This window comes from Leptospira brenneri (assembly GCF_002812125.1).
Classification (GTDB): domain Bacteria; phylum Spirochaetota; class Leptospiria; order Leptospirales; family Leptospiraceae; genus Leptospira_A; species Leptospira_A brenneri.
The window spans coordinates 102,326-116,460 of the sequence record NZ_NPDQ01000007.1 but is presented as its reverse complement, the minus strand read 5'-3'; the positions used below and the strand labels follow the sequence as shown (position 1 = coordinate 116,460).

The 14,135-nt window shown below is 35.8% G+C and carries 11 protein-coding genes; 2 read left to right on the top strand and 9 right to left on the bottom strand.

Going from position 1 to position 14,135, the window contains the following annotated elements; all coding sequences use genetic code 11:
- Nucleotides 1–60: 60 nt before the first annotated feature.
- Nucleotides 61–654: a TetR/AcrR family transcriptional regulator gene (locus CH361_RS15065; protein ID WP_244279906.1), complete on the bottom strand. Its 594-nt coding sequence runs from the start codon at nucleotides 652–654 to the stop codon at nucleotides 61–63.
- Nucleotides 655–758: 104 nt separating this feature from the next.
- Between CH361_RS15065 and CH361_RS15060 the strand changes: the two genes are divergently transcribed.
- Entirely contained in the window at nucleotides 759–1,229 is a 471-nt protein-coding gene (locus CH361_RS15060) for a nuclear transport factor 2 family protein (protein WP_100791638.1), read from the top strand.
- Nucleotides 1,230–1,278: 49 nt separating this feature from the next.
- Here CH361_RS15060 and CH361_RS15055 read toward each other — a convergent pair whose 3' ends face one another.
- From CH361_RS15055 to CH361_RS15020, 8 genes are all read right to left on the bottom strand, one after another.
- Nucleotides 1,279–2,139 carry an AraC family transcriptional regulator gene (locus CH361_RS15055; RefSeq protein WP_100791637.1) on the bottom strand — a complete coding sequence of 287 codons (861 nt, stop codon included), beginning with the start codon at nucleotides 2,137–2,139 and terminating at the stop codon, nucleotides 1,279–1,281.
- 67 nt (nucleotides 2,140–2,206) lie between these two features.
- Nucleotides 2,207–2,599 carry a VOC family protein gene (locus CH361_RS15050; protein ID WP_100791636.1) on the bottom strand — a complete coding sequence of 131 codons (393 nt, stop codon included), beginning with the start codon at nucleotides 2,597–2,599 and terminating at the stop codon, nucleotides 2,207–2,209.
- Nucleotides 2,600–2,787: 188 nt separating this feature from the next.
- Nucleotides 2,788–4,302: an LA_3751/LA_3752 family putative glycosyltransferase gene (locus tag CH361_RS15045; protein ID WP_100791635.1), complete on the bottom strand. Its 1,515-nt coding sequence runs from the start codon at nucleotides 4,300–4,302 to the stop codon at nucleotides 2,788–2,790.
- A 165-nt stretch (nucleotides 4,303–4,467) separates the two neighbouring features.
- Nucleotides 4,468–7,497: a PAS domain-containing protein gene (locus CH361_RS15040; protein WP_100791634.1), complete on the bottom strand. Its 3,030-nt coding sequence runs from the start codon at nucleotides 7,495–7,497 to the stop codon at nucleotides 4,468–4,470.
- Between the two features lie 265 nt (nucleotides 7,498–7,762).
- The gene (locus CH361_RS15035; RefSeq protein WP_100791633.1) at nucleotides 7,763–9,541 is read right to left on the bottom strand and encodes a glycoside hydrolase family 15 protein; all 1,779 of its coding nucleotides are present in this window, start codon (nucleotides 9,539–9,541) and stop codon (nucleotides 7,763–7,765) included.
- Entirely contained in the window at nucleotides 9,528–11,711 is a 2,184-nt protein-coding gene (locus CH361_RS15030) for a bifunctional alpha,alpha-trehalose-phosphate synthase (UDP-forming)/trehalose-phosphatase (protein WP_100791632.1), read from the bottom strand. Before CH361_RS15030 ends, CH361_RS15035 begins: the two co-directional genes overlap by 14 nt.
- Before the next feature lie 240 nt (nucleotides 11,712–11,951).
- Nucleotides 11,952–12,998 carry a hypothetical protein gene (locus tag CH361_RS15025; RefSeq protein WP_244279905.1) on the bottom strand — a complete coding sequence of 349 codons (1,047 nt, stop codon included), beginning with the start codon at nucleotides 12,996–12,998 and terminating at the stop codon, nucleotides 11,952–11,954.
- Between the two features lie 17 nt (nucleotides 12,999–13,015).
- Nucleotides 13,016–13,279, bottom strand: a complete 264-nt coding sequence (locus CH361_RS15020) for a hypothetical protein (protein ID WP_125232072.1) — start codon at nucleotides 13,277–13,279, stop codon at nucleotides 13,016–13,018.
- Between the two features lie 620 nt (nucleotides 13,280–13,899).
- Here CH361_RS15020 and CH361_RS15015 point away from each other — a divergent pair.
- A complete protein-coding gene (locus CH361_RS15015) occupies nucleotides 13,900–14,133 on the top strand; it encodes a hypothetical protein (RefSeq protein ID WP_002974969.1) in 234 nt (77 codons plus the stop codon).
- Nucleotides 14,134–14,135 lie beyond the last annotated feature (2 nt).

Genomic DNA, 14,135 nt, shown 5'->3' with positions numbered 1-14,135 from the left:
TTACCAATTACTAAAAAAGGAAAAAGCAAAAATTAAATAATAATTCAGAAAACATTCTTTTTACTTTAATGTTCTTAAAAAGCTTTCTAACCGAGGCCTTAGGTCATTAAATTCTGGTTTTTCATGTCTCAGTAACAAGCGAAAGTATAGGGTCCCGTAGAGTATATCCATACAAACGTCGATTTCTGAATCAGAAAGTGGTTTGATTTGTTTTGTTTGGATTGCGTGTTTAAAAAAAAGTTTTGCAGCTTCTCGTCTGGGGAGTAAGTAATTTTCTAAAATGGATTCGGATAATTCTGCATCTTGTTGTCCAGCACCAATGAGACTAGAAATGACCCGTCCAAATTTCCCAGAAAAAATACCAGAGAGAGATTCCATCTGATCCAGAATTCCTTTCTCAAATGGAATCTCTTTTGGGAAATCTAAATAAGGTGAAATCATATGGGTGACTGTGCTCATCGCCAGATTCGCTTTGTTCGGCCATCTTCTATAGATAGTTGTTTTTGCTACCCCTGTCTCAATGACGATATCATCAATCGAAAACCCATGATAACCTTTTTTTGCCAACATTTCGTATGTCGTTTTTAAAACCAAGGGTTCCAAATCTTCCGACCTAGGTCGACCTGGAGATTTAGATACAATTTTCTTTTTCATAGCCATAATCCAAAAAAATAAAAAAATATTGACTGTCAACTCTATTTCGATACGTATGGTATCGAATAACGATACCTATGGTAGCGTTATTAAAGGAGAGATAAATGAAATTGATCGTAGTTTTAGCTACATTGTTATTGGGAAGTGTTGGATTGTTTGCCAAAACAAACACCCCTTCAGGAGAAAAGGTTCTAGAAACTTTTTTCAGCGAATTTGGAAAGGGAAATGTTGCTGGAGTATTAAACCTATTCCATCCACAAACAACAATCACAGCTGTTCGCAAGGGAAATCGTTCTGAAAACCAATTGTATGGAACCTATGTAGGAGTTTCTGGGGCAGAAGATTTTCTAAAAAATATGGGAAACCTATTTGATACAAAACGATTCCAGGTAGATCATATCATTGGAAAAAAAGATTGGGTGTTTGCTAGCGGAAGTTTTTTACATGTATTAAAACAAACGGAGAAACTTTTTGAAAGTGAATGGGCACTCAAAGTCCAAATCAAAGATGGTAAAATTTTATCTTACCATTTTTATGAAGACAGTGCTTCCTTTGTGGTAGCTTCCAAAGATTAAAATTTTGTCAAGAAGTCACTTTAGAGCCAATCAACTAGGGAAATGAAGTTCATTCAATCGGAAGATAGATATCCGTAATGTGTTTATCATCCTCTTTTTCAGAAGGGTTCAGATAACATTCCCAAGGTGGTTGGTTCTTTATTTTTAATGTTGTGGTTTTTGGGTATTCGTTGATTAGCCAATCATAAACTTTTGGTAAACCTTGGTACTTACCTTGGTATCGAATTTGTAAATACTTCCCACCAACTATGGATTGGATTCCAAATCCATCGGGGAGTTGGTTCGAGATGGGACCAACTGTGATTCCTAAATCAAATCGAATTTTTCCTTTTGGTGAAATTTCTGGATCATCTTGACTGATACCTATCCATTTGTGGTTGGCATTCGTTGAATTCCATTTTTGTATGAGCGATTGGATTTGTTTGACTTCCTTACTTCCTGGAATTGGCCCAGGTAGTTCTTCATAAGTTCCGATATGACGAACATAGATGATAGAAAAGGAAGAAATCAATTTTTTCTGGAATCCAAATTTAGAAATTCCGTCTGGTATTGTTAGGTTTCGTTTATTAGGACTGACTTTTTTTCTTTGGTATTTTTTTCGAAACTCAGAAGGAGTTAATCCCATCACACGTTTGAAAGCTTTGGAGAAAGCTTCGTGTGATAAAAATCCTGCTTCCATCGCAATTTCTATAATAGGGAAGTTTGTGATTTTTAATTCATAAGCTGCTTTTTCTAATCGTAGTCTTCTTATGTATTCTTTTACATTTTCACCTTGTATGGATTTAAACAACCTATGGAAATGCCAGTCACTATACCCTGTGAAAAAAGCAATTTGGTTGAGGCCAATGGCTTCATTCAATTTACCTTCTAATTGGTTCCAAACGGGATAAAGATTCGGTGTTTGCGACAAGTGATGCTTCCCTACTTAAGTATAAAACTAAGTAAGGAGAGCCTAGATTCATTTGTCGTTCTAAATTTTAGTTTGGATTTCGTTCTTGGACAATATCAATACCGATTCCATTGGGGTCTATCAAAGTGAAGTGAACATCACCCCATTCTTCAGTTGTGAGTGGAAGGTCAATCGGTGCATTTTTTTGTTTCAATTCCATATATTCTTTTTCCACATCTTTAGATTCGAAAATAAACCAAATTCCTTTTCCTGGATATGGAATTTGAAAGTATGGTTTTCTCACCTGTGGTTGGTTAGGTTTCATAATAGCGAGTTCTACTTCTGGGCGGTTGGGTAAACAAAGTAAAACAAACCAATCTGATTCAAATTTAGTGCTAAGTCCTAACCATTTTTCGTAAAAGGTTTTTGTTTCGATTAATTTCTCGGTAATGATCCCTGTTTGGATTTGTTGGAAAGCCATAATATCTCCTTTTGTCATTATAGTTTACCAAAGACAAAAATCCATATTGGATCATTTTTGCTATTTTTCTCGGCGCATCGCAGAACTGCGACCGGGCTCTCCGCTTCAATCTTTACTTCGTAAAGGATTTACGCTGCGATCCCTTGCGCTTTTTCCTACTGATTCCAATTGAATTTAATAGAGTTTAATTATTTTTGTTTCAATTGGATACATTTTCTTCCTAAAATTCTCGCCGTACGTTCTTCAGTGGAACAATCGTATCCAGATTGTTCAGATTTTGTAAGGATGGATGTAAAGAGTCTTCTTTCGTCTTTATTGTAGTTTGTTTCTTTCTCAACTGTTAAAATAGTGAATTCGTTTGGCATATTTTTTTTGAGATTTTCAGAAAAATAATCGAGTAGGTTATCTCTTCTTACACAAATTACTTTTTTATCTACTAACTCGAGTCCAAATCCGCCTGAGATTAATTCGTTTGTGGTTACGATGAGAGGGGAGTTGAATTTGGACAGTTCTTTACGTAATTTTCTGAGTTCACTACTTGAAAAATAAAAAATCAGGATAACAACGAATGAACAGAGCAACATCCATGTGTAAATAGAATATAGAATCCATTTTTTTGTTTTCAGTTTTTCCATTTGTTCATTTAAGATAAATGAAAGAGGGAATATTGTAACCACTAAATATCTACCTGTTAAAGTGATACCATCGTTTGGTGAGGATATACCTGCGATGATAATAAAAATTACTGCAGATAAAAGGTGGAATAATAGATTTAGATGATCAAGGATTTGTTTTTTTCTTAGTTTTGCAATTGCATATAAAAAAATGGGGCTGTGAAGAAAAAAACCAAAGGACCAACCATCTGGTCTTGGATATGTGAATACCATCGAAAAGAAAATTTTAATTTGGTCTGTGATTGTTCTTCCATTATGGTCAAAATTTGTAAGATGTCTTGTGCCTAACGGGTGTGAGTAACTAAAAGTATTCCAAAGAAGAAAAGCTATTAAAAACAAAATAAAAATAGAATATCGAACCGGGTGGAAATTTTGAATGATTGATTCTTTTTTGATGAATATTTGGATGAATCCAATCGTGGCTTGGATAGCAAAAAAGAATAAAATTCCTTCCAATCGAAACCATAAAGATAATCCAAGGAAGAGATTCCCTAATATCCAATCATTTTTTTTGTCTGAGAGAAATGCTTTGAAGAGAAAACTATATCCATAACCAGCAAGAATGATAAACAGTCCATTTTCTGAGAAGTCGACTAACAGAGGAAAAACAACCGTACCTAATGATACAATAATAATGGTAGATATTTGAATCGAATTTTTAAATAATAAATTTATAAATAATAATAAAAAAATAAAATTGAAATAGGGAAGAACAGAAAAGGGTAAAAAACCAAACAAAGAGTATAGTGAGGTAAAAGCAATTGGATATTGGCCAATGAGTCTATCGTTATTTAAGAAAACAAATCCTTCGTTGAGTGGGCTTAATTGAAAAAGCGGATCTAAGTCCCGTGCAGGATAAAGTATGCCCTCCGTTGACCAATTTTGGTTCCAGAGGGAAACTGTTTGGATCATTTTTACGAGAGGATCGGATAGGTAATAGGTATCGACTCGAATCAGAACTTGTAAAATAAAAAATAAAAAAGCAATGGAAGCGATGATAATGGCCGGGCTTTTAGACTTTAATGTCATAGCCTCATATTTGTAAGCTTACGAAAATAGCAAAGAAAAAATTGACAGAAATTTTGTTTGCCAAATATAATTTCAGACTCTCTTTATGATGCAATTTAGATGCATTCACTTCTGTTTTGGTGTTTTTTGGTAAAAAGTAATTTGATGATTTGGTCTACAATCTATTTAAACTGGGAGTAACACGGTAAAGGTGGTTTTTCCTGGAACGGAGTTCACTTCAATATGCCCATTGTGTTTAAGAATGACTCTTCTGACAATATCAAGACCCAAACCACTTCCTTCGCCTAATTCTTTTGTGGTGAAAAAGGGTTCAAATATCCTTTCTTTTATATTTTCAGGAATTCCACAGCCATTGTCTTCTATCGAAACTTCGACAAGAGGGATCTCTTTTGTTTCTGATCGTTTTTCTCTTACGGTCACTATTAATTTACCTTTGTAACTCATGGCTTGGATGGCATTAAAAACTAAATTGGTCCAAACCTGGATTAAATCATCTGGGTAACAATAGACTAGTTGCATAGTTTCTGGATAATCTCTGACGATTGTAATGCCGTTTTTCATTTGGTTATTATAAAGTGTTAGAACTGTTTCTATATTGGAGATTAGGTCAGCCTTCACTTTAACACCTAGCTTATCAAAATGGGCAAAGTTTTTAAGTGCATACAATATTTTCGAAACACGTTGGATGGACTCAAGGGTTGAGTGAAGGTATTGAGCCGCTTGGACAAAATCTAAGCCATAATTGAATAATTGCAGAAAGTCTTCTTCTTTGACTAAAGATTCGATCATCGAAAAAGAATCTTGAATTCCTAAATCGATTACTTCTTCCGCTATTTCTGCCGAGTGTTTACAACCAAGTTCATTCAAATGAATGGTCAAAATTCTTTTTTGTTTTCTCGAAATAGAACCGTGAAGATGGTTTTTTGTATTAAATGATTTTAAAAGCCAATCGAAGTATGTTTTCCTTACTTCTTCTGATTTTTGATTTAGGAAATGAATGATTTCGTTTTGCCTTGGAATTTGGTCTTTGATTTTATTTAAAATCAGTTCACTTGATGCTTTTATCGCGCCAAGCGGATTGTTAACCTCATGAGCAATTCCTGCTATTAATTGACCCAAAGAGGCCATTTTTTCGTTTAAGATGAGTTGTGATTGAGTGAGTCTTAGCTCTTCTAGTGCTTTTTCAAGTTCTATTTTCTGTGTAATGATGTGATCGTTTCTTTCTTGAATTTCGTTTAATGCTCGTTTAATGGATTCTGCTTCGTTGATCGAAGTTAGGTCTATGAATGATAGGAGATACCTTCCATCTCCTAAATCCTTTTGATTGATTTGTAAGGGAATGGAAATCCCGTTTTTTTTATGTCCTTCTGTCGAAAAACTTTTTTCTTTGAAAGACAATCCCATCCAAAGAGGGTCGCCGATTAAACTGGATATTGTTATTTCAGTAAAGTCATCATAACCGAATAATTTTTGAAAGGCTAGGTTGGCATCGACAATTTTGTCGTTTTCCGTAATGACAATTGCTTCATTTGCAAAGTTGTAAAAGTTTCTAAATCTTTTTTCTTTGGTCTCAATCGTTTTAAGAAACTCTAATCTTGCGGAAACATTTTCTAATACACCAACAAGCCGGCCCGGTTCGGAAAGATCCTTGGATAAAAATGCACCTCTTTCTTCGATCGGGGCAAAGGAACCATCTTTTCTTCTAATTCTATAGTAAGCTCTGTAAGGAGTGCGAGTCGCAATAGATTCTTTTAATGCTTGGATTGTATACAAACGATCTTCTTTATGAATGAGGTCTTCCCAACCATCAATATCTACTTGGTTGAATTCTCCTTTTTCATAACCTAATACTGATTTAATGGCACCATCCCATTTAATTTTTCCACTAGAAACATCATAATCATAAATGATTAGTCCTGTTTGGTCAGCAACTTTATGGAATCGAAGTTCATTTTCTAAAAGTTCGATTCTTTTCTGTCTGGAATCGTTGATGTTTTCGATACTTCCTATGATTTTTTTCATAGAACTAGAATTTTCGAAGGTTCTTCCCTGGATACGAACCCAAAACTTTGTTTGAGCTGACATTTCCAATTCTAAATCAAAAGGTTCATTGTTTAACTCTGCTTGTGTGAGGGCATTCGTTATGGATTGGCGTGATTCTGCAGTAAAAAATTCAATTAATGTTTGTTTGGTTGGTTTTAAAGTTTCGGGATCTGTTCCGAGTAAAAAATAAAGGTCCGGGGTCCAAAACATTTCATCCGTTGTTATCGTCCATTCCCAAACTCCTGATTTAGATGTGCGGCGGATTTCTTCGCTCAGTTCGTTTTGTTTTTTCAGATTCAATTCGAGATTTTTGATACTAGTAATATCTTGTGCGATTCCGAGTACTTCTGTGGGAACTCCCTCTGCATTAAAAGAAAAATTTGTTTCCCAAACACGAAGCCAATGAATGTTCCTGTTATGATGAAAAACTCTGAAGTCAATTTCATAAATCTCTGTATTTTTTTCTAATAACATTCGTTTGGCATGTTCTTCAATCAGCGGAACATCATCAGGATAAAGAATGTGTTCGATTAAAAAATCAAAATCGAGAACGGAATCAACTTTATAATCCAATTGTGTTTCGAGCGTATTGTTTAAAAAGAGAAATTCATTAGTACCCATGGACTGGATGTAAATGATCCCTGGAAGAGTTTGTGTTACTTTAGAGAGGAGTTTCTCTTTTTGTTCTAATTGTTTTTGTAGTTGTACAACCTGATCCTTCTTCTGGATGACTGCTCTGGCAAAGGCCCCGCCATTAGCTGTAGAGTAGTTGTATAAACGCACTTCGCAAAAAACTTCTTCTGCTTTACTATTTAGGTGGACCCAGTCAAAACGAATGTTCCCATGTTTGAAACCTTCGCTAATGTAGTGTTTGGCGAGAATTTCTGATAATTGCCCATTTGGTTGGTACTTGGGGCTAATGTCCATAACTGATAGTTTGGTAAATTCTTCTTTCGTGAATCCTAACGTGGATGTTAGTTTTGCATTACAGTCAGTGAACAATCGACTTTCCGTATCAAAAACAACGATTGCCTCTTCATCCTGGTCGAAGAAGGTTTTGTAAGTATTTTCTTCTTTCTCCTGAAGTTTTCTTTCCAATTCAGCGATTCTTTTTTTTGCTTCTTCCAGGCTGATGGTGTCTTCGGTCTTCATGGTGATATGGGAGTGTAATAGATAGAATTAGAAAAATTCTCTAATTTAAGTCCAGAAAATAATCTGATTTCTTTCATGGAAATGGGTAAGTTGGATTTTTTTCTGTCACTCTTTGAGTGACCTCTTGTTGAAAGCGTTCACTAGTGTTTTGATTACTTTCGTAGTCTTCCGGGGATCACTAGCGCTAGGTGATCTCCTTAGATTTTAGGTTACAATCTGTACCAATATTACACAAATGTCCGTGAAAGAAAAACATCAATTCCTTTTACCAAAACAAACTTTTCGTTTTTTTCTGAGACAGCTTATGAGCGGCATTCACTAAACCCACATGACTATATGTCTGCGGAAAATTTCCCCATTGGTTTCCAGTGCTAGAGTCTATATCTTCGCTAAATAGTCCTAAATGATTGGCATGTTCATTCACTTTGTCAAACAGGTTAGTTGCTTCTTCCAGTCGATCCATACATGCCAAAGCTTCAATGTACCAAAAAGTGCAAACTAAAAATGTAGTTTCTGGTTTTCCAAAGTCATCACTGTGCAGATACCGATATAAAAATCCTTCTTTCGTTTTTAGATTTTTTTCAATTGCTGCTAGATGAGATTTTGCTTTTTCCGATTTTGGATCTAAATAACCGAGAGTGATGAGTTGTAAAAGGCTGGCATCTAAATCTTTTTTTCCAAATGCTTGCGTGTAACATCCCAACTCAAAGTCAAAACAAGATTCTAAATTAATTTCCGCAGCTTGCATTAGAGATTCTGCTTTTGTTTGTAGTTCTGATTCTCCTAGTCGTAGAAAAATTTCTCTAGCTGCTTTGGCACCTACCCAATGGAATAAAAAAGTATAACAATGTTTTTGTGAAAAATTTCGAAATTCCCAGAGACCTGCATCTGGTTCTGACATTGTCAGTTCAATTTTGTCTAAAATGTTTTTGATCAAGTTTAAATTGTGAAATCGGTTTTTCTCAGGGATTCTTTCATCTAAATAGAGTGGTACCAATGATAACAAAATTTGACCGTAGGCATCATTTTGTTTATGAGTATATGCTGAATTTCCAATGCGAACGGGTGCATTATTCAAATAACCTTCTAAATTTAGAATTTTTTCTTCTAAAATTGATTCCCCGAATATACTATATAAAGGCTGAAACCTTCCGTTTTCTCCTGGAGTTAATTTACCGATAAACTTAGAATACCTTTCGAGTTCTTCGAATTGTCCCAAATTAGTTAAAGCATATAATGTATAAAAACTATCACGTAACCAGCAGAAACGATAGTCCCAATTGCGACCAGAGTTAGGCGCTTCAGGAAGACTTGTTGTGGAAGCTGCGATGATAGCTCCTGTATCCTGAAATTGATGTAGTTTTAAACACAAAGCAGAACGAATTTGTTGTTTTTCGGCATAGTGAGGAATTGTACAATGTTTCACCCAGTTTTGCCAATAGAGTTTTGTTTTCGTGAATTCTTTTTCTATCAAATCTTCGATTGGAACTTCATCGGGAAGAATTTCCAATAATCCAAGATAAACTGTTTTGTCTAAATGAAAAAAGTTTTCATTATTGATTTGGTTTAAGGAAACATTACTTAAAATATTAATTGTAAACTCAGGTTCTTCGATTATCATTTGATCTGATAAAACCTTAGGAATTATTGTTTTTTCTCCGTAGTGATAAGTTGGAGTTATTTCGATTTTTATCTGAACATTTCCTTCTAACGGAACAATTTTCCTATAAAAGTTTCTTTTGTATTTTAATTCTCCGTTTTCGTAATATCTTGGCGCAAAGTCAATAACAGCGAAAGAACCTGAATCGGTATGGATTTCTGTTTGAAGGATATTTGTATTTTCGATATAGGTTTGTCTGGAACTGGTTTGTTTTGATTGAGAAGTAATAGAAAAGGTTCCACATTTTTTATCGAGTAGTGAACCAAAGATTGGTGAACTATCAAAGTTTGGCCAACACAGCCAAACGATTTCGGCATCGGTGTTTATATGTGCAATATAACTTCCGTTTCCAATGATTCCTGAATTGTATTTATGGGGTTTCATTTTTGCCTTCTAAATAATTGATTAAATTTTTGATCCAAATCTGAACCTCATTAGGACTTTTGAATCGATATTTAGCCATGGTCTCTGATTTCCCGATTTTGACTGTGATCGCAGGTTCAGGCATTTCTCTGAACATATCTTCATCAGTTGCATCATCACCAAAGATAAATATATTCATATCATCATTAGGTAAAATTTTTAAAGCTGCTTTGCCTTTTCCTGTTCCATACTCTCGAACTTCTATAATTTTATTTCCTCTCTGCACAAAAAATCCGCTATTAGAAGACACTTGTGAGAGTTCATCTAACATTTCTCTTGCGGCATTTAGCCCGATATCGGGATCAGCGTTTCTGAAATGCCATACTAGTGAAAAATCTTTTTCTTCAGTAAAAGAACCGGGAACTCGTTTTGTGAATTCATTTAAGTGATTGAGTATTTGAGATTTCCATTCACCAGAAGAAGTAAATAAAGAATTCCAGTTTTGAATGTTTGGTGGTTTGTGCCATGCTCCATGTTCTGCGACTAGATGGATGGGAAAATCGCCAAAATGATTTTCTAAGAAGGTTCTATCTCTTCCGCTGATAATAGCGATTGTTACATTTTTTAAACTTAAGAGTTTTTTGAAGTTTTCGATTAATTCTGGGTAAGGTATTGCTAGATGAGGCAGGGACTGAAAGGGAACTAAAGTCCCATCATAATCAAATATTATGAATATAGGTTTGTTTGCATTTGGTAAGAGTTGCTCCGAATTTGGGGAAATAGACTTGGTTTGAAATGATAAATTCTTTGTAGCAGCCTCTTCTGTTTCGTGAAAGATTTTTTCTGCCCAATCTTTCACAGAATTCTCTGAGAGTCTTTTGATCATAATTTGGTTACGGTTTTGGATTTCTTCTTTTGGCATTTCGATGGCTTCTCGAATTGCTTCGGATATACTCTTTAAGTCATTTGGATTGACGAGGATGGCTTCAGGGAGTTCTGCGGATGCACCCGCCATTTCACTGAGCACTAACATCCCTGAGTCTTGTGAAACCAAAAATTCCTTTGCTACAAGATTCATTCCATCTCGAAATGGTGTGACAAGCATCACATGAGTATTTTTATAAAGTGGAACTAGTTCTTCAAAAGGGAATCCCTTATATTGGTACAGTATTGGAGTCCAATCTAAAGTTCCGTAAATTCCGTTAATGGATCCCACTTTTTCATCGATGGCTCTTTTCATTGATTGGTAGGAGGACACATCGGTTCTAGAAGGAACGAGTACGAGGACAAATTTGCATTTACGAATCCAATGGGGATTTTCTTTCAAAAATAGGTCGAAGGCATTTAATCTTTGTAAAACACCTTTGGTGTAATCGAGTCGGTCAACAGAAAGAATTTGTTTAAGGTCTTTATGGTTTCTGTTAATGGAATTGGCAATTTCTGCACACTCTTTGGATTTTGCATAATTGGAAAATTGTTCCACATTGATTCCCATTGGAAATGCACCTGTTTTTGTTAGGTGATTTTGGTGGTAAACTACACCTCTTTCGTTTTCTATTCCTAAACATCTGAGTAAAGTTCTAAGGAAATATTGAGTGTAACTTTGTGTGTGAAATCCAATTAGGTCTGAGCCAAGTAATCCATTTAGTATTTTGGTTCGGAACCTTTCTGGCATCAATCGAAAGATTTCGAAAGTAGGAAAAGGAATATGTAAAAAGAAGGAAATAAAAATATTTGGGAAAAAATTTCGTAACAAGCCTGGTAATAAAAAGAGATGATAATCATGAACCCAGACCCAGTCGCCTGGTTGATAAATCTTAGCTACGGTTTGAGCAAATTCTTCGTTTGCTTCCTCATAAGATTGGAAGGTGAGATCCGAATATTCACAATGAGCTGTAAAATAGTGGAAGAGTGGCCAGATTGTTTTGTTACAAAACCCGTTGTAAAAGGAGTCAGCTAACTTTTGTTTTAAGAAAACAGGAATGGTCCCATATTCTTTTTCCATTTGTTCAGAATACTTTTTCTGTTCTTTTTCTGGGATGCTTTTGCCGGGCCAACCTACCCAAAGGACTTCGTTTCCCTGTGATTTCCAATGTGACAAGAAACTAGAAAGGCCGGTTGCTAGTCCACCAACGCTCGGTGTTCCGTCCCACTGTACTGGTAATCTATTGGATACAAGTATCAGTCTCATAAGAACACTCAAACATTTAGAAAGAGTATTGCAAGGGAATAATGGATTAAAAAATTTTCCTTTATCTTGCGTTTTTATATTTCTGTAAACTTATTAGACTGTGTTGCAATGTATAAGTTCGTTTTATTTTTATGTTAGCAAACTTACTTTGAAACAAGATATTCGCCGAATTCGTTTCCCAGTCATCAAGGATCTAAGCATAAAAATTTCCGAGATGGTAATCATAATGGTCTTTTGTATTTATGGACTTTCATTCTTTAAGATTTCCAAAGCCCAAAGTTTTTTAGTATAGTAAATCATTCTTTCGAAATTCTCCTTCCCTTGGTGGATTTTGTCTTTGGATTCCTTTGTTTTTATGAGCTTGAATAAATCCTCTTTGAATTTTTTCGTACATTGATTTTTGTTTAAACCATTTGTTGTATCTAATTCACTGGATTTTTCCAAACAATCGTATTTGGATTTGCAAACAGAATCTAGGCCATACGAATCAATGGGACAGTTCTCGTAGATGGACAGGTTAGTTTCTTTTCGACAATAACAACCAAAATAGGTGGTATCGATTTTCGATTGGACTTTGGACAGAAATATTTTTGAAAAACCATCAGGATTTGAATTCTGTTTTTGATCCGCTTTAGTTCTGAGTCGAATTTCTCCAATATAATTGGGGTCTGTGGCACATTCATAAGGAAATTCTAAACAGGAATCGACAAGCCTTACATCGGGTAAACTAACAATTTCTAACTTCGGTTTGGGTTCCCAGATTCTAATTTTGGAAAATGGAGCTTTGGGGTCAGGTGCGGTGTAAGCTCGGGGTTTTTCTTTTTGTTCTTCTTTCTTTTGGGAAAGGATTTCGGAGTCCATCAAGTTGTATTCCCGGACCACCATCATCGGGAGGTCGGGTTGTTGTTTTCCCTTTTCGGTTTGGAGTTTTGAGTATAACTTTTGTTTGGATGGATGATCAAAATAGACCAAATAACCTGTGATATGGTATTGGTCGCAGTCGTATTTTTCAAAAAACGGAACAAAGAATAACATCCAAAGGTAATCATAGGATTGATAAATTCTTAGATCTTCAATGATATCGAACGGTTCTTTTGATAAATTGGTGGTTCTATACGCACCATCTTCCCAAATTTTAATCATTGAGAGGTGTTTGAAATAGTCATGTGGGAAAAAATGTCTTGGAGCACAAGCAGATCCAATAAAAGGCAAACGTTTGGTTGTTGAGTGATATTTTTTATCAAAGCTGATTTGTCGGAAGGAATTGTGGTTTGTGCAAGCGAACAAAAAGCTAAGGAAAATGATTAATAGTATTCGATACATATAAAACCAGAGGATTCATAAACTGCGACAATGATTCGTTCGTCGATCAGATCAAAAGTTTTAACCAAATCTATATCAGTAGTTTCGCAAATTCTTTTTTTCTTTAAGTTTGGGTCTATATTTTTGGTTTCATCAACAACTACAGTTCCCAGTTTGATGATATTCCCTCTGAAATTCGCGATGGTTTCAAAATTACCTGTTTTTTCATCATAGTAAACTCGGTGGTTACTACCTGCGGAACTCATATTGCCCAATCCATGGAAACTAGGTCCAAAAATGCAGTTTTGAAAGCAAAACAGAAATAAGGTGATGGATCGAAGCATTGATTTATATAGTTATTTGCTTTAGTACATTCGCAACTTATTTTTTATCTATTCTTCTTCTTTGTTAGGTGTGTAATTCGAATGGCAGAGCCACATTGGTTTAACCTCCCGGCTCAACCCCACGTGTGTGGGGAATAGGTCCATCAGTACCTCGAGTCTCCCTTGTTAGTGATTGTGGAATTTTTCGAACCTATGGTAAACGAAGAAGGATTTTATGATACCATCTGTGTCATCGATATCAAAACGACACTTTTGACTCTTGATTCTAGGGAATGGTAAGTCCCTGCGCCAGGGATCCGCAGGGCTTGGTCTGCCTTTTGGCAGACGGGAGCGAAGGCGGACCCCGGAGTGAGCCCGTTCCTTTTTTTGTGGGACTTATGAAAGCCTGGGGATTGGGGGCGCCCAAAGAAGACGGTTCTCGTGTGGTTTTTTGGCGAAATGGGAACCAAGCAGGCCATTTCAGAACCTTCCGATGCCTTTCCCCTTGACAATCTGCCTAAATTCCAAATCCTGACAGGAAAGCTTGACAAAGGTGCTTTTGGATGAACAAAACCCAAATCGGGAACCTGCTTCTCGTACTTTTTTTGGGACTGATGGCGGGAGCTGTGGCTGGAGTGGTCCTTGACCGACTTCTTGGCACTACATACCTCTCTCGGTTTTTGTTCGAATCACCAGTATCTCTCGAGCTTTACATAATTAAAGTCGAGTTCCAGCTAACCCCTGCAAGTATCGTTGGTCTTGTAGCGTCTGGATATCTCGCATTAAAAAAGGGGTAACT